Source organism: Patescibacteria group bacterium, from assembly GCA_018897195.1.
Lineage (GTDB): Bacteria > Patescibacteriota > Patescibacteriia > Patescibacteriales > UBA12075 > JAHILH01.
Map to the genome: position 1 here is coordinate 41,903 of JAHILH010000001.1, position 24,775 is coordinate 66,677.

General features: G+C 39.3%; 23 protein-coding genes. 19 read left to right on the top strand and 4 right to left on the bottom strand.

What is annotated here, in order from left to right:
- The first annotated feature begins 125 nt into the window (after positions 1-125).
- Together KKD45_00180 and KKD45_00185 are read left to right on the top strand one after the other, a co-directional pair.
- Entirely contained in the window at positions 126-677 is a 552-nt protein-coding gene (locus tag KKD45_00180) for an RNA polymerase sigma factor (protein ID MBU4308921.1), read from the top strand.
- Positions 678-686: 9 nt separating this feature from the next.
- Complete coding sequence (locus KKD45_00185) at positions 687-1,553, top strand: hypothetical protein (protein MBU4308922.1); 867 nt, start codon at positions 687-689, stop codon at positions 1,551-1,553.
- A gap of 1,137 nt (positions 1,554-2,690) precedes the next feature.
- Here KKD45_00185 and KKD45_00190 read toward each other — a convergent pair.
- A complete protein-coding gene (locus KKD45_00190; GenBank protein ID MBU4308923.1) occupies positions 2,691-3,023 on the bottom strand; it encodes a hypothetical protein in 333 nt (110 codons plus the stop codon).
- 199 nt (positions 3,024-3,222) lie between these two features.
- Between KKD45_00190 and KKD45_00195 the strand changes: the two genes are divergently transcribed.
- The 6 genes from KKD45_00195 (at position 3,223) to KKD45_00220 (ending at position 12,389) form a co-directional block, all read left to right on the top strand.
- Positions 3,223-5,805, top strand: coding sequence for a hypothetical protein (locus KKD45_00195; GenBank protein ID MBU4308924.1), 2,583 nt, complete (start codon positions 3,223-3,225; stop codon positions 5,803-5,805).
- A gap of 286 nt (positions 5,806-6,091) precedes the next feature.
- Complete coding sequence (locus tag KKD45_00200; protein ID MBU4308925.1) at positions 6,092-7,051, top strand: hypothetical protein; 960 nt, start codon at positions 6,092-6,094, stop codon at positions 7,049-7,051.
- Positions 7,052-7,167: 116 nt separating this feature from the next.
- A complete protein-coding gene (locus KKD45_00205) occupies positions 7,168-7,659 on the top strand; it encodes a hypothetical protein (GenBank protein ID MBU4308926.1) in 492 nt (163 codons plus the stop codon).
- A 57-nt stretch (positions 7,660-7,716) separates the two neighbouring features.
- Entirely contained in the window at positions 7,717-8,013 is a 297-nt protein-coding gene (locus KKD45_00210) for a GIY-YIG nuclease family protein (protein MBU4308927.1), read from the top strand.
- 129 nt (positions 8,014-8,142) lie between these two features.
- Positions 8,143-11,307 carry a lamin tail domain-containing protein gene (locus KKD45_00215; GenBank protein ID MBU4308928.1) on the top strand — a complete coding sequence of 1,055 codons (3,165 nt, stop codon included), beginning with the start codon at positions 8,143-8,145 and terminating at the stop codon, positions 11,305-11,307.
- An 8-nt stretch (positions 11,308-11,315) separates the two neighbouring features.
- Positions 11,316-12,389, top strand: a complete 1,074-nt coding sequence (locus KKD45_00220; protein MBU4308929.1) for a DUF3048 domain-containing protein — start codon at positions 11,316-11,318, stop codon at positions 12,387-12,389.
- A gap of 188 nt (positions 12,390-12,577) precedes the next feature.
- On the opposite strand, the gene prmC is transcribed toward KKD45_00220, so the two are convergent.
- From prmC to rpmE, 3 genes are all read right to left on the bottom strand, one after another.
- Positions 12,578-13,456, bottom strand: a complete 879-nt coding sequence (gene prmC / locus KKD45_00225; GenBank protein ID MBU4308930.1) for a peptide chain release factor N(5)-glutamine methyltransferase — start codon at positions 13,454-13,456, stop codon at positions 12,578-12,580.
- 184 nt (positions 13,457-13,640) lie between these two features.
- Positions 13,641-14,675 (bottom strand): peptide chain release factor 1, encoded by a 1,035-nt coding sequence (gene prfA, locus KKD45_00230; protein ID MBU4308931.1) that lies wholly within the window; start codon positions 14,673-14,675, stop codon positions 13,641-13,643.
- A gap of 479 nt (positions 14,676-15,154) precedes the next feature.
- Entirely contained in the window at positions 15,155-15,496 is a 342-nt protein-coding gene (gene rpmE, locus KKD45_00235; GenBank protein ID MBU4308932.1) for a 50S ribosomal protein L31, read from the bottom strand.
- Positions 15,497-15,758: 262 nt separating this feature from the next.
- Here rpmE and KKD45_00240 point away from each other — a divergent pair, with 262 nt between their 5' ends.
- The 11 genes from KKD45_00240 to KKD45_00290 all read left to right on the top strand — a co-directional run bounded on the left by KKD45_00240 (position 15,759) and on the right by KKD45_00290 (position 24,760).
- A complete protein-coding gene (locus KKD45_00240) occupies positions 15,759-16,079 on the top strand; it encodes a hypothetical protein (GenBank protein ID MBU4308933.1) in 321 nt (106 codons plus the stop codon).
- Between the two features lie 204 nt (positions 16,080-16,283).
- The gene (locus KKD45_00245; GenBank protein MBU4308934.1) at positions 16,284-16,607 is read left to right on the top strand and encodes an AtpZ/AtpI family protein; all 324 of its coding nucleotides are present in this window, start codon (positions 16,284-16,286) and stop codon (positions 16,605-16,607) included.
- A gap of 149 nt (positions 16,608-16,756) precedes the next feature.
- A complete protein-coding gene (locus KKD45_00250; protein ID MBU4308935.1) occupies positions 16,757-17,644 on the top strand; it encodes a F0F1 ATP synthase subunit A in 888 nt (295 codons plus the stop codon).
- 186 nt (positions 17,645-17,830) lie between these two features.
- A complete protein-coding gene (gene atpE, locus KKD45_00255; protein ID MBU4308936.1) occupies positions 17,831-18,043 on the top strand; it encodes an ATP synthase F0 subunit C in 213 nt (70 codons plus the stop codon).
- Positions 18,044-18,103: 60 nt separating this feature from the next.
- Positions 18,104-18,592, top strand: coding sequence for a F0F1 ATP synthase subunit B (atpF, locus tag KKD45_00260; GenBank protein MBU4308937.1), 489 nt, complete (start codon positions 18,104-18,106; stop codon positions 18,590-18,592).
- A gap of 220 nt (positions 18,593-18,812) precedes the next feature.
- Positions 18,813-19,214, top strand: coding sequence for an ATP synthase F1 subunit delta (gene atpH / locus KKD45_00265; protein ID MBU4308938.1), 402 nt, complete (start codon positions 18,813-18,815; stop codon positions 19,212-19,214).
- 32 nt (positions 19,215-19,246) lie between these two features.
- Positions 19,247-20,773, top strand: a complete 1,527-nt coding sequence (gene atpA / locus KKD45_00270) for a F0F1 ATP synthase subunit alpha (GenBank protein MBU4308939.1) — start codon at positions 19,247-19,249, stop codon at positions 20,771-20,773.
- A 4-nt stretch (positions 20,774-20,777) separates the two neighbouring features.
- Positions 20,778-21,752: an ATP synthase F1 subunit gamma gene (atpG, locus tag KKD45_00275; GenBank protein ID MBU4308940.1), complete on the top strand. Its 975-nt coding sequence runs from the start codon at positions 20,778-20,780 to the stop codon at positions 21,750-21,752.
- A 26-nt stretch (positions 21,753-21,778) separates the two neighbouring features.
- Entirely contained in the window at positions 21,779-23,161 is a 1,383-nt protein-coding gene (atpD, locus tag KKD45_00280; GenBank protein MBU4308941.1) for a F0F1 ATP synthase subunit beta, read from the top strand.
- Between the two features lie 171 nt (positions 23,162-23,332).
- Positions 23,333-23,752: a F0F1 ATP synthase subunit epsilon gene (locus KKD45_00285; protein ID MBU4308942.1), complete on the top strand. Its 420-nt coding sequence runs from the start codon at positions 23,333-23,335 to the stop codon at positions 23,750-23,752.
- A gap of 717 nt (positions 23,753-24,469) precedes the next feature.
- Positions 24,470-24,760 carry a co-chaperone GroES gene (locus KKD45_00290; protein MBU4308943.1) on the top strand — a complete coding sequence of 97 codons (291 nt, stop codon included), beginning with the start codon at positions 24,470-24,472 and terminating at the stop codon, positions 24,758-24,760.
- Positions 24,761-24,775: the final 15 nt, after the last annotated feature.

Genomic DNA, 24,775 nt, shown 5'->3' on the forward strand with positions numbered 1-24,775 from the left:
ATATTATAAGAGGTGTTAATGGAGTTTTGAAAAGGCTCTTTTTTGTTTAGGGGATAACTGTAACACTTTTGATTTTAATTCGTATTATAAGTATGCGCAATAAAAAACGCATCTTTATTTAGAAAATGAATTCAGGCATTAAGGACAAAATTTTATTTCGCAAACTCGAAAAGAAAGACAAGGATGCCTTTGTGAAAGCATATGATTACTATTTCGATGATATTTATCGGTTTGTATATTTCAAAGTTGGCGAAAAAGAAACTGCCGAAGACTTAACTTCCTCTGTTTTTTTAAAGACTTGGGATTTTATTTTAAATAACAGTATTTCTGATTACAAGACTTTGAGGGCGCTATTCTATAAAATAGCCAGAACGACCATAATTGATTATTACCGCAAGAAGAGCACGCAGATGGAGGAGGCAGTCGATACTTTCGATTATCTTGATATAAAAGACGAAGGTCAAGATCTGGAAAGCAAGATTGATACCAAGATGGATTATGCACAAGTGATAGAAAAGATCGGTGAGTTAAAAGACGAATATCGCGAAATTTTAATTCTTCGATTTGTAAATGAATTATCTGTTTCTGAGATTGCTGATATTTTGGAAAAAGAAGCTGGTAATGTTAGGGTGACGATACATCGTGCCTTAAACGCTTTAAAAGATTTAATGAAGTAATCCCCATTAATGAAAAATTTAAACACACAACTAAATAATCTTAAAAATATCAAACCAGGCAACGATTACAAAAATAAGAATCGTGAGCTTCTACTTACCCAAATTTATAATACAGCCGAAGCTAAACCGGCTGATTTTTCGTTTGGGTTTTCAGCTTATTTTCAACAATTTTCTAGTGATTTTGTAGATCTTATCGCTCAACCGGCAATGGTGGTTGGGCTTGTTTTGGTTTCTATACTCGGCGGTGGCTTGTTTGGTGCAACAGCATCCAAGGGCACCAAGCCTGGTGATTCTTTGTATGTGGCCAAGAGAATTAGTGAAAAAACCCAATTGGCGCTAACTTTTGGCGAAAAGGAAAAAGTTCAATTACGCATTGGTTTTGCTGGTAATAGGGTTGAGGAAATTGAGCAAGTTTTGGCTGATAATAAGCAAAATGAGGCTGAAACTAAAAAAACAGTTGATGATTTGGTAAATAATGTTAAGAGTGAGGTGGGCGCTGCTAAAACTGGCTTGCAAAAAATAAGTAAAAATGCTAATATTAATGCAAAAGTAACAGAAAAGAACATAGAAACTGTTGAACAGGCTAGTACTACAAAAACAGCTCAAACCAAAAACGAGGAAGATGAGGTTTTTAGTGCTAATCTTGGCAAAGAAAATGCAGGTATTTCTACCAAGGAAAGAGAAGTTGTTGTTGTTAAAAAAGAAGAAGACTCTAAGGCTTTATTGACACAGGCTAAAGAATCTTTAAAAAGTGACGATGTGGCTCAGACTTTGTCAGCCCTAGAAAAGGTTGATGAGGCTATCGACAAAACGGTGGATAGCGGGGAAGTAAAAGGCGTTGAAGAGACTGCAACAACTACTGAGTTGAAAAAATAGTCTTCTTTGTCATTTCGCAGTGAAACGGAGAAATCGCTTCGACTTGGTATGAAAATAATAACTGTGTATGAAATATAATAGCTAAATCGAAGCGATGTCTCACTTCGTTCGACATGACAAAATGGAAGAATAGTATTGATCAATTTTTCAATTATCACCCGATAGTTAAAAAGATGATCCGTACTATTACGGCTCCAGGAGTTACTAAAGGTCGTAACCGATTTTAATCGGCGATTCCTGCATACTAAGACAAAATAAAAGTTCTTCGAAAATTAATCGAGTATTGTTAAGAATTGAATTGGGGTTAATAAATGAAAATGGGCCCAAGTTTTTTCTTTCCCGCACCTTTGTTTAGCAAAGACGCGGGGTGAATGTGAATTTCCTCATGCTGTCAACATTGGCTCTTGCACTTTTGTAATTAAAGGTGCGGGACTGAAAATGGGATTCCAGCCTGTTTTTGTGAAAAAATTCCAAAGAGATTTAAGACAAGACAAGAGAGATTAGAAGAGAATGAAAATTTTATTCGACTTATTTAAATAGTTTGTGGCAATTGCGCTTGCAAACATTTGATAAGTCATTAATGCAATTTATGCAAAAATTACGTAAAGCTTTGGCTATCAGCGTAATGTCAGTTACTGTGCTTTCAACAAGCATGTTCTCAGTATCCTTCGCGGGTGCTGCAACATCTGTTGCTGCTGGTGATTTGATTAAGACAAACAGTTCATCTGCTGTCTACTACGTTGGTGCTGATATGAAGAAAAATGTGTTCCCTGATTCTACAACATATTTTTCATGGTATTCTGATTTTTCATCAGTAACAGTTGTATCACAAGATGAGTTCAATGCTTTATCTTGGGGTGGTAACGTTGTGATGAGACCAGGTACAAAATTAGTTAAAATTCAATCTGATCCAAGAGTTTACGCTGTTGAACCAGGTGGAAAAATGAAGCACATTCCTAGCGAAGCAGTTGCTATCTCTATCTATGGTGCTAACTGGGCAAAAAGAGTTGTTGATATTTCAGACACAGTGTTTGTATCAGCATACGACAAGAACCCAACTGAACTTACAACTGCATTCCCAGCTGGTACTTTGGTAAAAGGTACAGGCGCTGATGTATTTTACTTCGACGGTTCAGCTTACAGAAAGGTAGCTAACGAAGCTGCTTTCACAGCTAACAGATTCAGCTTTGCAAACGTTGTAACAACAACTAACGCTGTTACTGCATCTGGTGCTGATGTTACATCTGCTGAGTTCGCTAGCGTTGTTGCTGGTGGTGTTGCTGATGTAGTTGTTGGCGGAACTGGATTGACTGTTGCTTTGTCTTCAAACACTCCAGAAGCTGGCAATGCTCCTATTGGCGCATCTGTTGATTTCTTTGCATTTAACCTTACTGCTTCAAATGATGGCGCTGTAAACGTTAATAGCATCAAATTATCTGCTTTCAACTTAGGTAATGCTGATGATATCACTAATGTTTCTTTCTATGATAACGGAGCAAAGATTGGTACATCAAAGACTTTGAGCGCTTCTGATAGAAACGCAGTATTCAATTTCGCAACACCTATTAATGTTGCTGCAGGTACAACAAAAACAATTACTGTAAAAGCTACTTTGGCTACAGGTGCAAACAGCAACTATGCTGTAGGTATTACTGCTGCTGCTGACATTATGACAGGCGGCGCGGCTGTATCAGGTTCTTTCCCAGTTGTTGGTAGTACAAAGTCAGGCGTTAGCGCAAGTTTGGGATCATACGTTATTTCAACTACAAGTTTGGAAACTATTGATACATCAAATAAGTTTGGCGAAGACAATGTTCTTTTAGCTGCATTTGATATTAATGCTGCTGCCGAAGAAGATCTTTTGGTAAATACCTTAAGACTTCGTAATGGTGGAACAAATTCAGATAGCATTGTTTCTAACATGAGATTGGTAATCGACGGTGAAGATGTTCAAACAGGCGTAAGCATGGTTGATAGATATGCATCATTCAACGCTGGTAGCTATAAAATCGACAAAGGTCAATCAGTTTCAGTTGAAATTTACGGTGACCTAGGTATGGGTAGCGCTGGTGATACTGTTAGTCTTTACCTAAAAGAAGCAACTGATATGTCTGTTGTTGGTAAAACTTTCGGTTATGACTTAGTTGTATCTAATGGTGGCGACTTGACAGCCCTTATGACTGCTAATGGTGGTGTTGTGGTTACTTTGACTGCTGGCGATTTCACAATCGACATGGACAAATTAGCAACTCCTGCTAAGGACGTTAGAAAGGATTCAATAAATGTTGTTCTTGCTACAATCAAGATGACATCAAATTCTGAAAACGCAACTTTGGCTGGTATTGGTACAGGTTTAACTGTTACTGGTACAAATGTTGACGCCGATGATCTTAACGCCTTTGAATTGGTTGATTTAAGCACAGGTTCTATCTATGACTTAACATCTACTGTTACAGGCGGTAACACATACAACTTGACAACATCTGATGAAGTTAGCTTTGTGAAGGGTGTAACTAAGACATTTGCTCTTAGAGCTGATGTCACATCATCAGCTGATCTTAATGATGTTTACGCGGTTTCATTATTAGGAACTGCCTTGTCTTTGACAGGCGACGTTTCTGATTCTGCAATCACAAACATTACTCCAAGTTCAGTTTCTGGTGCAAACCAAACTGTTAAGGATGCTACATTGTCTTGGACAACTTCAACTTTGACAGACAAGACAGTTGTAACTGGTGCTGCCGGTGTTACTATCTACAACGCTAGCGTTAAAGCTGGTGACGTATCACCAATCACTATTTCATCCATTAAATTGAATGTTGTAGCTGATGATGCTACCGACCTTGGTACTGGATCATTTACTGATAGCAATATCACAAAACTTGATCTATATATCAACAATGTTCTTGTAAAGACTATTTCTAATAGTATTACAGAAGCAGTAGCTGATGGTGGATATGTTACATTCTCATCATTGGATGCTGCTAAGAGAGTTGTTGCTAAAGGCACAACTGTTCCAGTTGAAGTAAAAGCTACTTTTGCTTCTAGCTTCGCTACATCTTCTAAATGGAGTGTTGGCGTTATTGCTGCTAGTTCAATCACTGCTAAAGATGATTTGAACAACACTATTACTGCTACTGTTCCAGTTCTAACTGGTTCAAGAGACGTTACATTAGCTACTATTGGTTCATTGAAGACTGAATTGTTAACAGTTGATTCAAAGGCAAACAATGATGTTTACCTATTGGCTGGTTCAACAAAGACTTCTGGTGATGCTTATGTTGCTGAAGTTAAATTCACTGCTGCTAACGAACCTATTAAAGTTAAAACTTTGGTTTTGGCTCAAACTGGTACAGCTACAAGCGGTGACATCAAAGCTGTTAATCTTTATAACAGTGCTGGTGCAATTATTGCAACAACAGGCGTAACTGCTACTGGTCATGCAGTATTCACTAACTTGACATTAACAATTCCAGCTGATTCATCAGTTTCATACTTTGTTGGTGTTCAAGCTAAGTCAATCGCTGCAGAAAACGATGCTGAAGGTACAGCAACTCATGGTACCACAGTTATCTTCGCGCTAGCTAGTAATGCTATCTTGACTTCACCTGAAATTGACATGACAAAAGCTGTAGAGGCTGATGGCGCTGATTCAGGTCAAGCTCTTACTTTGGTAGAAAATACTGATGCAACTGTTGATGCTAATGAATACACAGCTTCAACTGTTGATTCAAAGATGGCTGTAATCTCTGGCGCTATCTTGACATCTATCGTTAACACAATGACAGATGGTACATTAACAGGTGGTGTTAGTAAGACAATTGGTAAATACAAGATGGTATTTGACAATGGTGCAAATAGAATTAATAATGATGACCTAAGAGCGCAGTTAGAACAGTTGAAACTAACCGTTTCTGCTGGCACAGCTGCTGTATCTTTGGTTCAAGCATATATTGACGGCGCTTCAACTAACAAGACTACTGCGGTAGCTGTTGATGGTGTTACTCATATAGCTACTATTAATCTTGCAGAAGCTGGTAAGTTATCAGATAATGCACAAGTTGACGGTGAAATTACTTTAGTTATTATTGGTACCATCACTGGTGTTGTACCTAGTGACTATGTGCAAACTTCAATCGCTAATTTGACAACTGACTTCACATATGATGGTGATGGTGATGGTACTGCAGCTGGTTCTGCTAACTCATTATTGCCTATCTCTGAGGTTATTGGCGCAACTTTGTCTAACTAATTCTAACCTCACGGTTTAAATTAGAGAAGCTGAGTTTAAAAAACTCCTCCCGGGTTCGCCCGGGGGGAGTTTTGATTTTTATATATCGTCATTCTGGAAGGAGCCGGGGCGACTGATAGAATCTTCCGATGTTTAAACGACGAAGTAAATTATAATAACAAATTTTTTTAAAACAATTGAAGATTCTATCTCTGCGCTACGCTTCGTTCCAGAATGACATATTTAATTTTGTATTAACCAATTTTATGCTATAATTAAGCTATATTTAATAATTTAATTATATTTTATGAAAAAGTATTTAATTTTTGCAATTTTACTTTTATTGCCGGTGTTTTTCGTTAAAGCTGATATTGCCACTCAGTTGAAGGGGAGGATCTTGTTACAGGTAGAATCTCACGGAGAAGCTTGGTATATTAACCCACAAACAGATAGCCGTTTTTATCTTGGTCGCCCAGCTGATGCTTTTGCAATTATGAGAAACCAAGGCTTGGGAATATCCAATAAGGACTTTGACGCCTTTAAGGGTGTAGCCCCAGTCGGCTTGTCTGGCAGATTTTTATTAAAAGTAGAAGATCTTGGCAAGGCTTATTATGTTAATCCACTTGATTTTAAAATGTATTATCTTGGGCGCCCAAGCGACGCCTTTGAGTTAATGAGAAAATTTGGCTTGGGGATTAGTAATGCAAATTTAAACCAAGTTATAGTTGATAGAAAATCAGCCGAGATGATTAAGGCAGAGGAGGTCTTAAAGCCGGTGGAACAACCAGTGGTTACCCTGCCAGAGGTGATAGCCACAAGTACTGATAATATCGCCACAAGTAGTGATGAGGTGGCAACCACAACTGAACCAATCGCAACCTCAACCGCTTGTCAATTCCTAGTTGAATATTTCGACAACAAAACTCTCTTCGGCGCTCCTTTTTCAACAACAACAGCAAGTACAATCAATAAAGATTGGAGCACCCTAGCACCGGACGGAATGATAAAAACCGACAGATTCTCAGTTAGATATACAGGCAGGTGTTATTTTACCGGCGGAGACTACACCTTTAAGACATCATTTGACGACGCCATAAAAGTATATCTTGACGAAGAAAACTTTATCCAGTCCTGGCTCGATAATGCGCGAGTAAGAACGATTTATCGCGATAGACCGATAGCAGAAGGATATCATGACATTAAAGTAGAGTATTATGATAATACTGGCAATGCTGAGGTGAGTGTTGATTGGAGTTTGATTCAATAAAAAAACAATAAAACAGTCCCGAGTACTCGGGACTGTTTTGAAATATATTACTAACATTTCTTTTGACACTGATTTTACGCATGATATAATATGTGTATAAGTCTTAAATTAAGCCTATGTTAAAACTAAATATGAAAAAAATTGCCAAAATTTTTGGCTATGTTGTGTTAGCAGTAGTAGTACTGCTTTTTTTATTACTAATCTGGACCAAGCGGAAGATTGATAATGGGGAGATGGTGAAGTGGAACGGGAAGTGGATGACCCAAGAAGACTTCCACAAAATCGTCCCACCGCAGGTTTATAAGGTGGAGTCAAAGAACAAACCAGAAGAAGTCTACACAGCCTTTCGCCAGGCATTATTGGATGATGATGTAGAGAAGGCTTTGGGGTTGGTGAGAGTGGAGAAGAGGGCGAAATTTGCGGAGGTGTTTAAGGATAAAAAGATGTTGGAGAATTATAAGACATTGCCTGTGGTTGAGAAAATTATTAAGTCAGAAAAGGATAGTTATGAAAATATTTCATCATTTTATTACAGGGAAAATGAAAAGGTTTATTCTGTTGAATTTATAAAAAATAAAGACGGCTACTGGGAAATAGACCAGATATAAATTATGTCATTCTGGAAGGAGCGGATGCGACTGATAGAATCTTCCGATGTTTAAAATATGCGCGAAAGAAAATATTACGTATATATTTCAACCAATAAAAACAATGAAGTTTTGTATGTAGGAGTAAGCAATAGCATGATTAGAAGATCTTGGGAGCACAAGAGCAAGGTTTATGATAATAGTTTCACGGAAAAATATAACATAAACAAGATGGTGTATTATGAAATTTGGGGCGATGTTAAACAGGCGATATTTAGAGAAAAACAGATTAAAAATTTACTTCGAAAAAAGAAAATAGACTTAATAAACAAAGTTAATCCATCATGGGTTGATGTGATGGATATGATTGAATAAAAAATTTAAACAATTGAAGATTCTATCACTACGCTTACGCTTCGTTCCAGAATGACAAAAAAATAATTCTTGTCATTCTGGAAGGAGTCGGGGCGACTGATAGAATCTTCCGATGTTTAATTTAAATTTATGTTAAAAGGAGTAGCGATATTTTTTATAACAATATTCGTCTTCGGAGTTGGTGTTGTTTTTTCCTATGACAACATCAATACCCATCCCCAATTAAGTCGTGCCGCTGAGAATGTATACAACAATAGCACCAATCCTAACAAGATAAGCGTCGAACAAATGAAGTGGATTGAATATGGTGCAGCCATGGAGGACACTGACCCGCGCTATTTGAACCATTTTTATAACCCTAAGACCAGCCAAGGTCTAAAAGATGGTTTTTGGTCTGGAATGCCCGCCAAGGAGTGGGCGCAAAAACAAACCAGCGCGACCGGTGATTATGGTTATCAAGCAATCCTTAATAATTACAAGCTAGGCAACAAAGACAGGGCTTGGCAAGGCGTGGGGCATATTTTACACTTGATTCAGGATATGAGCGTGCCCGCCCATGTGCGCAATGATGGACACGGAGAAGGCGATGTTTATGAGGCTTGGGCACAGCAATTTGGCAAAATTAGCACAAATAATGTCTCTAAAATTAGTGCCAGTGATTTGAATCAAGTTTTTGATAATTTGGCGACCTATACTTATGATAATTTTTATAGTAAGGATACTATAATTAGTGGCGACAAAAAAATTATTGGAGGTGTGATAAAGTCTGAAAAGGATATTAATAACAAGGATGCTGATTATGTTTATTTTAATGGTTATAAGATTGTGAAGGTGAAGTCCTATAAATCCGGTAATGAATATTCCATAGATTACAGCGTAAACCAATCCTACTGGTCCATCCTCTCCCCAAAAGCCATCGGCTACAGCGCTGGCGTTATCGAACTTTTCGCCAATGAATTCAAAAAAATAGACGACCAAAAAGCAGCGGAGTTAGCCAATATGAGTCTGTTGCAGAAATTGAGTTATGGCTTGAAAAAAGTAACCGAGCCGGCGGTTACGTTCACTGACGCAGCGTATACTTGGGGAGATATCTATATGGTGGTGCGACCAACCGTGGTTGGCGAATTCAACGCCATCTTAGCTGCGGCTAATTTGACCGGCAAAACTATCGGGGCTGGCAACGAACTAATAGTCGACACCAGCAAAACAGTAGGCGACAAATTGGCAGTAGCTGCCGGCGAAGTGAAAGGTGTTTTTGTTTCAGCGGCAAAAGAAGAAAAGCCAGCTCAGATTATCAGCACAACAGTTCAGGATTTGAATAAAGCAGTTCAGTCAAAAGATAGCAACGTCAACGAAGTTAAAGTCGCGCGCGTGATTGATGGCGACACCATTGAGCTCGTGACTGGTGAAAAAGTTCGCTACATCGGCGTTGATACTCCCGAATTAAATGGCGTTGGCTCAGCTGACGATGAGTGCCTGGCTTGGGCGGCCAAGGTGCGTAATGAGCAGTTGATTCAGTCGGGGCAAGTGCGATTGGTGGGCGATGTTGGTGCTGACAAGGACACCTATGGACGTTTGTTGCGCTATGCATACGCCGGCAATACCTTTGTGAACGGTCAATTAGCCAATGAAGGCTTTGCGAAAGCATTTTTTTGCCAAGCTGGTTGGATCAACTGTCCAGTTACGACAGACGCCACGCGCAAAAAGATAATTCAGGACGCGGCCAATGCGGCGATAGCTAATAAGCGCGGACTTTATTCAGGTGTTTGTGCTAAAGAAGTTGAAATTGTCAAAGATCCGGTTTTGATATTAGTTGAAGAAAATAAAACAGAACCAAAAATTCAAGAACTTGCCAAGGGTGTGCAAGTTTTTTTTAGTAATGGGGTGCCAGACAATCCAGTCGTAGTCGAGGACGTAGTGATTATTTTAGATGACGGCATTAACAATAATGATGAGGAGGCGACGACTAGCGAAGAAGATGCTACCAGTACCGATGAGATTGCAACTAGTACCGACGAGTTGGAAACTAGCACGCCTGATGTAGCAACAACAAGTGATGAGGTGGCAGTAGCTACTGATCCAGAAATTGATATTAACAATGTTGTGCTAACGCTTTTTGGACTGGATACTGGTAGTGAGGATTTTACCGGAAGCACGACGGTCGGCATAAGAATTGACGGCATTTCTAGTCGAGCGGAATATTATTTATCAGAATATGATGATGGTTTAACTGAAGAGTCGGCGTGGTTAACCGAAGAGCCGGAAAATTTTACAATCAGTGATAATGATTTTGAACAAGTAAATGTTTATTTATGGATTAAACAAAATGATAACATCTTGCCAGGATATGTCCTTGGGAGTATTATATTAGATAGGGAAGGACCAGAAATAAATTTTAATCAAGCTCCGGCGACAAGCACAATTGCGACTGAGGCTAGTTTTAATGTAAATTGCGTAGATGATTCACAAGATTATGTGAATGAAAAATATTCAGGCGAAAAAGCAGTTACTTGGAATTACAAATTAGATAATAGAGATTTGACACTTGGTTATGATGGTGAGGATATTGATTTTTCAGGCTTGGCTGAGGGTGAGCATGTCTTAAGTGTTGAGGCAGTTGATAGGGCTTTAAATATTGCTAGTTCGAGTTATGTCTGGACAGTAAACGCGCCGGCATCGCTGCCTGCAATTAATGCTCGCGCGAACTATATTGTTATAAGTGAAATTCAAGTTGCTTCACAGTCTTCCAGCACAGAAGAATTCATTGAATTGCATAATCCAAATGTGTATGATGTTGATATTAGTAATTACCGTCTAACAAGAAAAACTAAAAGTGGTGCGGAGTATAATTTGTTATCGTCTTTTTCCGGTAGTGCGAATTACAGAATTCCAAAACGAGGTTTTTTCTTGATTTCGAATAAGATGACAATAACCCGAGATGGCGCAATCGTGCGAAATGCTGACGCAGTTTATACGGTTAGCGATGAATCAATCGCGGCTAATAATACGATTATTCTTTATAGTGATGCGGGGCAAACTGTTGTTGATAAAGTTGGTTTTGGCACAGCCTCTGATTATGAGGGTCAGCCTTTGGTCAATATTCCGGCTGGCAGCTCTGCTGAAAGAAAAGCCTTATGGAACTCCACTTATGCATCTATGAATAGTGGAGTTGATCGTTATTCTGGCAATGCCTTTGATAGTAATAATAATTTTAACGATTTCATAATCAGAACCAATCCGGAGCCCCAGAATCGAACCTTTGAGCAAGAGCCCTGGATTCCGCGTCTTTGGTAGTTTAATATATGACAAACAAAAATAAACTCTACATTTTAATATCAATAGTTATTGCGTCAGTCTTAACTGCTGGCTGGTTTTTTTTCGGCAAAAAAGTCGATGAGGTCGAAGCACCAGTGGAGGAGGTGAAATCTTTGTTGGTGTCGAATATCCCGGAGGCGGAAAGTGTCGAACAGCCGAAAGAAAATCTAATCCGTCGCAACATCGACGGCGTTTACGTTGCCGAGGGTGAGGATAATCATTATCCCGTCGCCGTGATGATTGACAATCACAAAGACGCGCGCCCAGCATCAGGCATTGCGAAAGCAAACCTGGTTATCGAGGCGGAAGCGGAAGGGGGAGTGACGCGTTATTTTGTTGTCTTTGCAAGCGGTGAAAAGATTGACGAGATCGGACCGATTCGTAGCGCGCGACCATACTTTGTCGATTGGGCTGAGGGCTTATCGGCGCTTTATGTTCATGTTGGTGGCAGTCCAGATGCGCTGACGAAAATAATCAATGACGGCGTTTATGACATGAACGAGTTTTACAAGGGCAAATATTTTTGGCGCGACACCACGCGCAAGAAGCCGCACAATGTTTATATTTCAAGCAATAGCTTGAACGAATATTTAGAAACGAAAAAATTGAGTGTCGGCGATTTCACACCTTGGCAATTTAAAGATGATGAATTGAAAGAAAATCGTCCGGCGACTTCGAGCACGATTAAGATTAATTATCGCATCAAGGATTTTATCGTGGAATGGAAATATGATCCGGAAAATAATAACTATGTCCGCTCACTCGGCGGTGAAATCTATAAAGACAAAGACGGCACTGTGGTCACGGCGAAGAACGTGGCGGTGCAATATACGCGCGCTGATGTAGTTGATGACAAGAGCCGTCTCGACATGACCGTTGTCGGCACCGGCAAGGCACTTGTTTGTCAGGATGGAAAGTGTGACTCGGGAACCTGGAAAAAGCCAACAAAAAAAGACCGCACGCGGTTCTTTGTGAATGATAATGAAGTGGCTTTTAATGCCGGTTTGACTTGGGTGAATGTGGTGCGGACTTATTATAAGGTTGAGCAGATTTTGAATTAGTATTTATTTTTTATTGTCTTAAGCTACGCGCTCTCGCTTGTGTTACTTTTGGAAGCAAAAGTAACCAAAACTTTTGGGGGTGTTCAATGCACTATCACAAGCAAGGGTTTTGTTATTTTAATGTGGGCGTTTAGTTCACACCCCCAAACCCCCTTGGTTATTTTGATATAATTTGGCACTCGTATTTTTTACTTACTTTGAATGATTACTAATCTATCCAATCCCGCTAAATCTTTTTTGATCTCAATCTTAACATCACCTAATTTCTCTTTGATTAATTTCGTAATACCCTCACTCTGACTAGCATCAATCTCGCATAAAATCACATACTCAACACCAGTCTTTATTGACCCTATTTGCTCGAACAGCTCACGATAATATTGTAAGCCGTCATTGCCCGCTACCAGTGCCAAAACCGGTTCTTGCCGTATTGTAGGCGAATTTTCGACCTGTTCGGGGGTAAGATAGGGGAGATTAGCGGTAATTATGTATTTTTTCCTATTTTCTTGGTTAAAAATGGGCAAAACCGGTTCCAAAAGATTACCTTCAAAGAATTTAATTTTGTGGTCCAACTTGTATAAGTTGGCATTTTTTTTGGCAATAAATAATGCTTTTTTTGAGATGTCGATGGCGAAGATTTGAATAGTGTCCGTAAGCTTGTCATTCTTTTTTAGTTCATTAGCAATCGTAATCGGAATGCAACCGGAGCCAGTACCGACATCAATCAAGGTGATGTTGTTATTTGTTGTGTTTTGTAAAGCCTCCTCAATCATCATCTCCGTCTCTGGTCGTGGTACTAAGACATTTTCATTTACACAAAAATCATAGCCATAAAATTCTTTATGTCCGACAATGTGCGCAATGGGCACGCCCTTGATTCTGAGTTTAATCGCTTTGTTGAGTCGTCCGCTCTGCGAGAGATTCAATTTTGTCTTCGGATAAGTGAAAAGGAATTCTTTTTCTTTGTCTAAAACAAAACAAAGCAACGCTTCGGTGTCGAGTCGAGGCGTTGCAGAAAAAGCTTTTAGTTTTTCAGTGTTGAATTTTAGGGATTCTAAAATGGTCATATATTTTCTGTCGTCCCCGCGAAGGCGGGGATCCAGGTGCCACAGAGAGTGTGATAATAATTATAGAAACTAATCTAGATATAAATATTGATAATAAAAATACTCTGTGATTTAAATTCTCCTTAGTCTGAAAGCGTTATGCGAGGGACCTGGATTCCCGCCTTCGCGGGAATGACGAATGTGATTACACAGCCTTCTGAATTGCCGCAAAAATATCATCCAATTTTCCCTCCATGATAATATTGATATTATGCCAAGACTCGTTGATGCGGTGATCAGTGATGCGGTCTTGTGGGAAGTTATAGGTGCGGATTTTTTCACTGCGGTCGCCGGAGCCAATCATCGAGGTGCGTTCGGCGTTTTCTTTGTCGCGTTTTTCGTCGGCGTATTTCGCCAAAATGCGAGAGCGCAAAATTTGCATCGCCTTGTCTTTATTTTGATGTTGTGATTTTTCGTCTTGGCAGGAAACAACCAGATTAGTGGGAAGGTGAGTGATACGCACAGCGGAGTCAGTGGTGTTTACGCATTGTCCGCCTGGTCCAGATGAGGAGAAGGTATCGATGCGCAAGTCGTTGGCATTGATAACCAAATCAATCTCTTCCGCCTCGGGTAAAACAGCCACGGTGACGGTTGAAGTGTGCACACGGCCTTGTTTTTCGGTCTCGGGAACGCGTTGGACGCGGTGAGTGCCACCCTCGTATTTGTAGGTAGCATAAGCATTAGCGCCTGTGATTTCTAGGATAACTTCTTTGAAGCCACCGATATCGTTTTGACTTGAGCTGATTATTTTCATTTTTAGTTTGTGGGTCTCGGCGTAGCGGGAATACATTTTGAAAAGTTGCGCCGCAAAGAGGGCAGACTCATCACCACCAGTGCCGGCGCGGATTTCCATGATGGCGTTCTTCTTGTCATTTGGATCTTTCGGTTTCAATTCGATTTTGATTGCTTCTTGCAATTCGGCCAAAGTGCTTTCCAATTCTTCCATTTCCATCTTCGCCATTTCCAAAAGCTCCGGATCAGTGCTTGAATCGGACAACATTTCCTTGTTCTGAATGATAGCATCCTCAGTTCGGTGCAATTTCTTCACCATCTCCGCCAACTCGCGCATTTCCGAGTGCGCCATCGAAACTTCCTTCAATTTTTTGCCATCATTAACAATCTCTGGGTCAGAGAGTTCTTTTTCAAGGTTATTAAATTTTTCAATTATTTCTTCGTACATACTATATTTCTCCCTCGCCCCGCCGGCCTGTCCGCCTTTGGAGGAGAGAGGGGTGGGGCGAGGGAGTGATATTATAATCTTGACTTATTTTTTAAATATGCTTAAATATCTTCAAAGCTTGTAAACTGCCGTGGTTCACCGCCAAAGAGGTGTTTTTTTATAACGCTCAAGGTGGCGGGGTGGGTTCGATTCCCTCAGGCGGGCTTCGAGATAGGAACATAGTGTGCAGAAATAGTCGGGAGACTGTGAAGTTCTGGCGCTAGTTAGAATGGAGTCGCCGTTGAGATACCGACCCTATGTTCCGAAGAGGAAATTTGCACAAAGTGCAGTTTTCACTGCAAGAGGTATCAAGCTTTATGGGAGTTCTCAAAACAACGAGACTCCCTTTTTTCTTTCCTAAATCTAATAAAAAACGGCTATTTTCCGTCCCAATAAATCTATACAATTTACCACGACAAAAAATAACCGTTTCAAATAAGCTATTTCTCTGTTTCGATTTTCAATTTAGGCTCTTTCTTTGCAGTCTCTTTCTTAACTTTTACAGTTGTTTCTTTAGCTGCTTTAACCTCAGCTTTCTTTGCTCTTTTTGCAGTTTTACCAGTTTTGATGGTAATTGCATCAGAAGCCTTCAATTTGTCGCCAAATTTCTCAACTCTTCTTGCGGTATCAACTAATTTTTGTTTACCGGTAAAGAATGGATGACAAGCAGAACACAAATCTGTCTTAATTTCGTTTACAGTTGAGCCAATTTCAAAAGTGTTACCACAAGCGCAGATAACTTTTGCTGATTCATTATACTTAGGGTGAATATCCTTTTTCATGAGATTTCTTAATTTTATAAAAAAATAGCTAAAATTAAATCAATTTAGCCAATATTTTTATCAATTGCTCTTATTTTTAATTCAATAGAATTATATTAACACAATAGTAAAAATTAATCAATAGTAACCTGCTATTATAAAATATTGCTATATTAATGTCTAAAATTAAATCAAGAGTAGTCTGCTTGACATAATGTAAATAATGTGATATAGTATCCACATCAACCTGAGTTTTTATTAATCAAAGCAAGGGAGGAATAAATTGAGCACATTGCAAGATCAATTACAATCATTGGGATTTCAACCGAAAAAGTCCAAAAAAAAGGAGGTGCCACCGAAAAACCCATATGCAAATTATGGGGTTCCGGAGAAGATGGACACTGGTAATTTTAAGGGAGCAGCCAGAAAGCGCTTGCTTGAATGTAGCAACGCTGTAAAAGAGTTGAAGCTTTTAATAAATCAAGCTTATGAAATTTTCGAAAGAAAACAGGCCAAAAAACTTGTTCGTGAGCTCCATAGCTTAAAAGACGAACTCTTCGAAAAGGACGGTATTACCAGGAAAGATATAAAAAACCTCTGGTAACCCCGACTAAAACCCAAAATAATTGAGGCAAACAATGCAATGGAAAATCAAAGAAGCTTTGCAGGCTTCCGCGACAAATGTCACGGAATTCCGTTAGTTATTTAATAAAGGCATGTCTACGGCATGCCTTATTTTTTTTGTTGTAGAAAACGGTTTAATTGCGGGTGTTAAAATTGGGTGCTCTTGTTTTTTCCACTTGACAATATGCCGTCACTAATAGATAATATGAATATAATCTTGAAAAAGAACAAGACTTCTTGTCCTTTTTTGTTTTATTTGCAAAATATGGCCATTGAAAAAAGGAAGGATGACAAAAATTGGTGGCAGCCGGCTTTGACTTTATTTCTGAGATGGTCGGCCTGGATAACAGCTCCAATATTATTGGGAGCTTTTTTGGGCAAAAAATTAGATGGTCATTACGGTACGGAGCCGATTTTGTTTTTGGTGAGCACGGGAATTGCGTTTGTATTTTCTATTAGTTATTTAGTATATAATGTATCGAAGGAATATAAAAAGTTGGACAAATAGAATTTAATATTTTGTCATATCGAACGAAGTGAGATATCGCTTCGACTACACTATTTCATAAAAAGAGAATGATTTTAGTAGTTGAGTATAAGCGATTTCTTCGTTTCACTACGAAATGACAAAAAATAATGATTGAAAATAATTAAAATATGTCAAATCAAGTCGAACAACATAATGAAGTCCAGGAAATGCCTGAAGCAACAGAGGTGGCAGGGACACATGAGACACAAACAAAATCTGAACATGGACACACTCTTTATGCTGAAGAAGTTGCCAATGTTGGTGGTTTTCCAATTACTAATTCTATGATTAATACTTGGATGGTGGTGGCGGTTGTGTTGATTTTTGGCTTATTTATCAGAAAAAGAATAAAGGAAGTGCCAACTGGCTTGCAAAATGTGATGGAAATGGTGGTTGAGGGGTTTTTGGGGATTTTTGACTCGGTGACTAGTTCTCGAGAGAAGTCTTTGCAGTTTTTTCCGTTTGTATTTAGTTTTTTTATTTTAATATTATTGAACAACTGGATGGGCTTGTTGCCTGGCATTGGTTCAATCGGTAAAATGGTTACCGAAAATGGGCACGAAGTATTCGCGCCTTTTTTTAGAGGTGGCACTGCTGACTTGAATACAACTTTAGCTTTAGCGATTATTGGTGTGGTGGCGAGTCACATTTTTGGTGTGGTGGCCTTGGGTTGGTGGCGTTATTTGAATAAGTTTGTTAATATTAAAGCGATTTTGGATATTCCAAAGAAAGTTATGAAAGATCCGACCGTGTTGATTGTAAATCCGATTCATGTATTTGTTGGCTTGATTGAAATTGTGGGCGAAATTGCCAAAGTAGCTAGTCTTTCTTTCCGTTTATTTGGAAATGTTTTTGCTGGTGAAGTTTTATTGGCGTCGATGGCAGCAATCCTGGCTTTTGGTTTACCGATTCCGTTTATGTTTATGGAGGTAATTGTTGGTGTAATTCAGGCGTTAATTTTTGCTATGTTGATTTTGGCATATTTGACTATGAGCACAACATCAGAAGATCATTAATTTTCTTGTCATTCTGGAGCGAAGCGATAGAATCTTCGACTACGTAAAAAACGTACAAAGTGAAAGGTTCTATCACTGCACTTCGTTTCGTTCCAGAATGACAATAAATTATTAATATATAATATAAACTAAAATTTCAAAATTACTTTGACACTAGTCAAAATAATCTGAAATTTAACAAGTAATATGGAAAATGTAATGTTTGCCAAGGCTATGGCCATTGGTATTGGTTCAATCGGACCCGGCTTAGCTATTGGTTTTATCGGCGCAAAAGCGATGGAAGCGATTGGTCGTAATCCAGAAGCAGCGGGAAAAATCTTGGTGCCTATGCTTTTAGCAGCAGCGTTTGCAGAAGCTATTGCTATTTACGCTTTGGTAATCGCTTTTGGTATCAACTAATTAGTGATCTGACGAACTCCGACTCTAGGTCGGAGAGGCTAGATTATTAACTATTATTTTATGGAAAGTTTAATTTCAACATTTCACATCGACGTCAGAATCTTAATCGCCCAAGCGGTAAATTTTGGTATCGTTTTTAGTATTTTATATTTCTTTGCTTTGAAGCCTTTGATAGCAACTATGAAAGACCGAACAGAAAAGATTGAGAAGAGTATTAACGATGCTAAGCATATTGATATTAAATTGGCTGAGACAAAGGAGAATTACCAAAAGACAATCATGGAGGCCAGAAAAGAGGCTGGTGAATTATTGGAAAAGGCGCGTCAAGAATCTGAGATTCGCAAGCAAGAAATGGTTAATAAGGCTAAAGAAGAGATTGGTGTGATTATTAATCAAGAAAAAGAAACAGTTCGTGAAGAAAAGACACGCGTGATTAAGGAAATTAAAAAAGAAATTGCAGATTTGGTAGCCTTGTCGATTGAGAAGATTTTGGAAGAGAAGATGGATATCGCGAAGGACAAGGAAGTTATTAAGAAAATCATTAGTTAAGATAACAAACAGTGTTGGCAGACTCCCTCGCCCCGGCGGGAGAGGGTCGGGGTGAGGGGTGGTCGGATGAGAATAGTAAGTAAAAAGTTTATTAAAATAAAATCAGTGGTGAATCGCTTGTATAGCGCACGGAAAACTACCTCACCCTGTCCCCTTTATTATTGTTCGGACGAGGATTACGTTAACCCTCTCCTGGCAAGGAGAGGGAACTTAAATTGTTATGAAAATTTCCCTAAAAAAATACGCGCAGGCGTTATATGAAGCGACGGCGGACAAGAGCGAAGCGGAGGTGAAGCTTTATGTTAAAAATTTCGTGAAAATCTTGGCGGAGAACAAGGATTTAAAAAGAGGAGAATTGATTGGTAAGTATTTTTCTAAAGCTTGGAATCGCGAGAATGGCATAACTGTTGTTGATGTGACGACAGCGCAAGAGACGGATAAGGAAACCAAGAAGGCTTTAAGCGAATATGCAATTAAGTTATTAAATGCTGACAAGGTAGTGATTCGTGAGAAGGTTGATAAGGATATTTTAGGTGGCGTCATCATTAAGAATGGTGATATGGTTTATGATGGTAGTTTGCGAACAAGAATTCATAATTTAAAAGAGCAAATGGTTAAATAAAATTACATTTTAAAATTTTAAATATAAAGTTTATGTCTATAACAAAAGATTTCATTGTTGAACAATTGAAAAATCAAATAACCGAGTTTAAGTCGGGAGTAAAAGAGCAGACTATTGGCCGTGTGGTTGAAGTCGGAGATGGTATCGTGCGCGTTACCGGTATCTCAGATGTAATGATGTCGGAGATGATTGAGTTTAAAACCAAAGATGGTTCTGTTTTTGGTGTAGCCTTGAATTTGGAAGAAGACAGTGTAGGTGTAATTATTTTGGGCGACTCTTTGATGATTAAGGAAGGTGATGCGGCGGCGACAACGAAGCGTATTTTGGAAGTGCCAGTAGGTGAGTCTTTGGTTGGGCGCGTAGTTGATCCTTTGGGACAAGCCTTGGATGGTAAGGGTGAGATTGTTGGTGAAAAACATTATCCAGTAGAAAAAATCGCACCAGGTGTGATTACTCGTCAATCAGTAAGTCAGCCAGTGCAAACCGGTATCAAGGCGATTGATTCGATGATTCCGATTGGACGTGGACAACGTGAATTAATTATTGGTGATAGACAGATTGGTAAGACTGCGATTGCGATTGATACTATTATTAATCAAAAAGGGCAGAATATGAAATGTATTTATGTGGCGATTGGACAAAAGGAATCCAAGATTGCTAATATTGTTGGTAAATTACAAGAAGGTGGCGCAATGGATTATACAACTATCGTATTGGCGGGTGCTTCTGACCCAGCGTCATTATCATATATCGCTCCTTACGCTGGAACAGCGATGGCAGAATATTTCTTGGACAAGGGTGAAGATGTGTTAATTGTTTATGATGATTTGAGTAAGCACGCTGTGGCTTATCGTGAAATTTCTTTGCTTTTGAAACGACCACCAGGACGTGAAGCGTACCCTGGTGATGTGTTTTATCTTCATTCTCGTTTATTGGAAAGATCTTGCCGTTTGAACAAAGATTTTGGTGGTGGTTCAATCACAGCTTTACCGATTATTGAAACGCAAGCTGGTGACGTGTCTGCTTATATTCCAACTAACGTAATTTCAATTACTGATGGACAGATTTATTTGGAACCGGATTTATTTTATCAAGGTAAGCGACCAGCGGTGAATGCCGGTTTGTCCGTATCTCGTGTGGGCTCTGCCGCGCAAACAAAGGCGATGAAGAAAGTGGCAGGCAAGATTCGTTTGCAAGCCGCGCAATATCGTGAGTTAGCTGCTTTTGCTCAGTTCGGATCTGATTTGGATGAGGAAACTAAAATGAAATTGAATCGTGGTGAAAGGTTGATTGAAGTCTTTAAACAAGATCAGTATAATCCGATTCCACACGCACATCAAGTGATTATTTTTTATGCTTTGATTAATGGTTATATGGATAACGTGCCCGTGAATAAGATTATGCAATTTGAAAAAGGCATGTTGACCTATATTGATGATATGGATGCTAGTGTTTGTAAAATGATTGATGAGAAAGGTGAGTTGTTCGCTGATGTTGAAGAGAAAATGAAAAAATTAATTGAAGATTATAAAGGGACTTTAGATTATATCGTTAAATAGTAATATGGCTAATACCAAAGAAATTCAAAGAAGAATAAAATCAGTTGTTAGCACTAAGAAGATTACGCGCGCTATGGAAATGGTGGCGGCGTCCAAGATGCGCAAGGCAATTGAAGGTGTGCTTAAGACAAGAACTTATGCCAATTTGAGTTGGACAACAGTTTTGAATTTGTCTAAGCAAGCCAAGAAGAAATATATTTATCATCCCTTATTGACGCCGAGAGAAAAGGTGAACAAAGTTGCGATTATTTTGCTGAGCTCAAATCGTGGTTTGTGTGGTGGTTTTAACTCAGCGATTGTGAGTAAGGCTCATCAGTCAATTAAAAAACATCAAGTTAATGGTGAAGATATTAAAACTGATTTTGTGGTCATTGGTAAAAAAGGACAAGCTATTTATACGCGTTACCGACATCACGTCTTAGCGGAATTTGAAAAAACCGATGTCGCTGTTAGTGTTGATGAGGTCATTCCTTTGGCGACAATGGTGCGTGATGATTTTTTGAGAGGGGATTATGATAAAATATTCGTGGCCTATACTGACTACGTTAGCGCCGGCACCCAGATTCCGCGCGTGAAGCAACTATTGCCAGTTGATATTGATTCTCAAGATGAGTATCTTGGTATCATGGGCGTTGATACGCGTGTCGGTATGGATAAAAGCTATATTCAGGACAAGGAAAATAAATATTTATTAGGTAGCGATGATGAGACTTATACGCATGCGTTTACGTTTGAACCGAGTGAGAGTGAGGTTTTGGATGATATGATTCCGCGTTTGATTGAGGTGCAATTATTCCAAGCCATGCTTGAGTCGAATGCGTCCGAGCATAGTGCGCGTATGAGTGCGATGCACAAGGCAACAGAAGCAGCGGATGACATGCATAAGGAATTGGTATTGTATTACAATAAGGCAAGACAGGCAAGTATTACCAATGAGATTGCGGAAATTGCCGCCGGTGCGGGAGCGATTAGTAAATAAATTATTACAAATTAAATATAAATAGTATGAGTGAAAATAATAAAATAACAGGCAGAGTGAAGCAAGTCATCGGCGCGGTGGTCGATGTTCATTTTGAGGGTGAGTTGCCAGCGATTTATGATGCCTTGGAGATCAAGACCAAGGATGGTAAATTGGTTTTGGAGGTGGCACAACACATTGGTTTTGGTGTCGTGAGAACAATCGCGATGGGCACAACTGATGGTTTAAAAAGAGACGACGAGGTAGTTGCAACAGGCGAGGGTATTTCCGTGCCGGTTGGTAACGAAACTTTGGGTCGTATTTTTGATGTCTTGGGCAACGCCGTTGACGGCAAGGACACGCCGAAGACTGATAAGAAATACGAAATTCATCGCAAGGCTCCGGATTTTACTGAGCAATCAACCAAAACTGAAATTTTGGAAACTGGTATCAAGGTTATCGACTTGATTTGTCCGATTGCCAAAGGTGGTAAAGTTGGTTTGTTTGGTGGTGCCGGCGTAGGTAAGACAGTTATTATTCAAGAATTTATTAACAACATTGCTAAAGCGCATGGTGGTTATTCGGTATTTGCTGGTGTGGGCGAGAGAACGCGTGAGGGCAATGATCTTTATCACGAAATGAAAGACGCGGGTGTGTTGGATAAAGTAGCGATGGTCTTCGGTCAAATGAATGAACCGCCTGGAGCGCGTGCGCGTGTGGCCTTGTCTGGTTTGTCGATGGCGGAATACTTTCGTGATGAACAAAATCAAGACGTGTTATTTTTCGTTGATAATATTTTCCGTTTCACTCAAGCTGGTTCCGAGGTATCAACCTTGTTAGGTCGTATGCCTTCTGCGGTTGGTTACCAACCAACTTTGGCAACTGAAATGGGTGAATTGCAAGAACGTATTACTTCAACTACCAAGGGTTCGATTACTTCGATTCAAGCGGTATACGTGCCAGCCGACGACTTGACTGATCCAGCGCCAGCGACAACTTTCGCTCATCTTGATTCAACTGTGGTATTGAACAGAAGTTTGTCTGAGCTGGGTATTTATCCGGCAGTTGATCCTTTGGATTCATCATCTATTATTCTTGATCCGAAAATTGTGGGCGAAGAACATTATCGCGTAGCTCAAGGCGTGCAAAAAGTTTTGCAGAAATATAAAGATTTGCAAGATATTATCGCTATTTTGGGTATGGAGGAATTGTCTGATGAAGATAAATTAATCGTAACTAGAGCGCGTAAGATTCAAAGATTCTTGTCACAACCATTTCACGTGGCGGAAACTTTCACCGGTCATCCTGGTAAATATGTGAAGGTGGCTGACACTATCAAGGGCTTTGGTGAAATCTTGGACGGCAAGCATGATGATAAGAGTGAAGGTGATTTCTATATGAAAGGCGGAATTGAAGAGGTTGGTGCATAATAAAGACGAAGAGCATTGATAAGCTCCCTCGCCCCGGCGGGAGAGGGTCGGGGTGAGGGGTTGTCGGAAGAGAATCCCCAATAAAAATCCTGATCATTTCACAGAAAACTACCTCACCCTAACCCTCTCCTGACAAGGAGAGGGAACTTAAGAGGAGAATTTAAAAAAAATATGTCAAATACAATACAATTCGAAATCGTAACTCCAGAACGAACAGTGATGAAGGATGTGATTACGCAAGTAACGGTTCCAACTAAAGAGGGAGAAATCACCGTTTTGCCAAAGCATATACCCTTGGTCTCTATTTTGGCGCCTGGAGTTATTGAATTAAAGAATGAAGCTGGTGAGACAAAGATTATGTCTGTGTCTGGTGGCTTTGTGGAAGTCCTGCACAACAAGGTGGTGATTTTGGCAGACAGTGCGGAACGTGCGGAAGAGATTAATGAAGAGAGAGCTGAAGAGGCACGTCGACGTGCAGAAGAAGCGAGAAAGAATCCTAAATTTGAAGATAAGTATGCCAATGTCTCTGCGGCGATTGCGAAGGAGTTGGCGAGAACCAAGGCATCACGTCGTTGGAAGGCAATGAAATAATCACAAGATATTATATAACACAAAAGACACTCAATCGAGTGTCTTTTGTTATATGTAAATTTTTTGAAAATATATTTATCGTCGTATAGGAAAAAGCAGGACACGTTTTTATTTTTGTGTTCTGCCTTTATGTTTGTTTTTTTTCATATCACACCGCATTGTAATTGCAGCGATGATAATCTTGAATACAATCCCATTTTTGAGATCGTGTCATTCTTGAGTAGAAGCGACTTACTCTGAGTACTCGAACTATGCTTAATAGAAGTCTGCCACTTATAGTTGTCATGATAATCCCTCCTGCTGGTTGAATGATAATGAAAGAACAACTTTTATATAAATCTATTATACCATATTTACGGAAAAAGTCAAGTATTTTTGGCGATTTTTTACCTAATATTAGTAAGCAGGGCTAATATTAAATCTTAATTAGGTCTTAATGTTGATAACCTGTGGGTTAAATGTGGGGAAAGTTGGGGATAACTTTTGAGAAATTTATTTAAAAAAAATGCTTGACAGCGGCTTTAAAAATGGTAAAATGGAGAGAGATTTAGCACTCTTAAGGTTAAAGTGCTAATGAAAAAATCAAATTTTAATTATGAATATATTTGTCATCCTGGAGCGAAGCGATAGGATCTTCGACTACGTATAAAACGTACAAAGCGGAAGATTCTATCACTGCACTTCGTTACGTTCCAGAATGACAGAACAAAAAAATCTATGAACATAAAACCATTACATGATCACGTGGTTGTTAAACCAGTAGTTGAAAATGAAATGACGGCTTCTGGAATTGTCTTGCCCGGAACCATCGACAAGGAAAGACCGGAGCGAGGAGAGGTGATAGCAATCGGCGAAGGTAGGTTTTCGAAGACTGGTGAGCGCATTCCAATGTGTGTTAAGGTTGGCGATGTGGTTGTTTTTAAAAATTATCCCGTTACTGAGATTAAGATTGATGGACAGGATTTGCTTGTTGTTAAGGAGGAAGATATCATGGCGGTAATAAATTAATTAAAAGAGGATATA

Bases quoted from the DNA above. Each gene is read 5' to 3' on its own strand.
- KKD45_00180 (MBU4308921.1), top strand. From the start codon at position 126: ATGAATTCAGGCATTAAGGACAAAATTTTATTTCGCAAACTCGAAAAG.
- KKD45_00185 (MBU4308922.1), top strand. From the start codon at position 687: ATGAAAAATTTAAACACACAACTAAATAATCTTAAAAATATCAAACCA.
- KKD45_00195 (MBU4308924.1), top strand. From the start codon at position 3,223: ATGACAGGCGGCGCGGCTGTATCAGGTTCTTTCCCAGTTGTTGGTAGT.
- KKD45_00200 (MBU4308925.1), top strand. From the start codon at position 6,092: ATGAAAAAGTATTTAATTTTTGCAATTTTACTTTTATTGCCGGTGTTT.
- KKD45_00205 (MBU4308926.1), top strand. From the start codon at position 7,168: ATGTTAAAACTAAATATGAAAAAAATTGCCAAAATTTTTGGCTATGTT.
- KKD45_00210 (MBU4308927.1), top strand. From the start codon at position 7,717: ATGCGCGAAAGAAAATATTACGTATATATTTCAACCAATAAAAACAAT.
- KKD45_00215 (MBU4308928.1), top strand. From the start codon at position 8,143: ATGTTAAAAGGAGTAGCGATATTTTTTATAACAATATTCGTCTTCGGA.
- KKD45_00220 (MBU4308929.1), top strand. From the start codon at position 11,316: ATGACAAACAAAAATAAACTCTACATTTTAATATCAATAGTTATTGCG.
- prmC (MBU4308930.1), bottom strand. From the start codon at position 13,456: ATGACCATTTTAGAATCCCTAAAATTCAACACTGAAAAACTAAAAGCT.
- prfA (MBU4308931.1), bottom strand. From the start codon at position 14,675: ATGTACGAAGAAATAATTGAAAAATTTAATAACCTTGAAAAAGAACTC.
- rpmE (MBU4308932.1), bottom strand. From the start codon at position 15,496: ATGAAAAAGGATATTCACCCTAAGTATAATGAATCAGCAAAAGTTATC.
- KKD45_00245 (MBU4308934.1), top strand. From the start codon at position 16,284: ATGCCGTCACTAATAGATAATATGAATATAATCTTGAAAAAGAACAAG.
- KKD45_00250 (MBU4308935.1), top strand. From the start codon at position 16,757: ATGTCAAATCAAGTCGAACAACATAATGAAGTCCAGGAAATGCCTGAA.
- atpE (MBU4308936.1), top strand. From the start codon at position 17,831: ATGGAAAATGTAATGTTTGCCAAGGCTATGGCCATTGGTATTGGTTCA.
- atpF (MBU4308937.1), top strand. From the start codon at position 18,104: ATGGAAAGTTTAATTTCAACATTTCACATCGACGTCAGAATCTTAATC.
- atpH (MBU4308938.1), top strand. From the start codon at position 18,813: ATGAAAATTTCCCTAAAAAAATACGCGCAGGCGTTATATGAAGCGACG.
- atpA (MBU4308939.1), top strand. From the start codon at position 19,247: ATGTCTATAACAAAAGATTTCATTGTTGAACAATTGAAAAATCAAATA.
- atpG (MBU4308940.1), top strand. From the start codon at position 20,778: ATGGCTAATACCAAAGAAATTCAAAGAAGAATAAAATCAGTTGTTAGC.
- atpD (MBU4308941.1), top strand. From the start codon at position 21,779: ATGAGTGAAAATAATAAAATAACAGGCAGAGTGAAGCAAGTCATCGGC.
- KKD45_00285 (MBU4308942.1), top strand. From the start codon at position 23,333: ATGTCAAATACAATACAATTCGAAATCGTAACTCCAGAACGAACAGTG.
- KKD45_00290 (MBU4308943.1), top strand. From the start codon at position 24,470: ATGAACATAAAACCATTACATGATCACGTGGTTGTTAAACCAGTAGTT.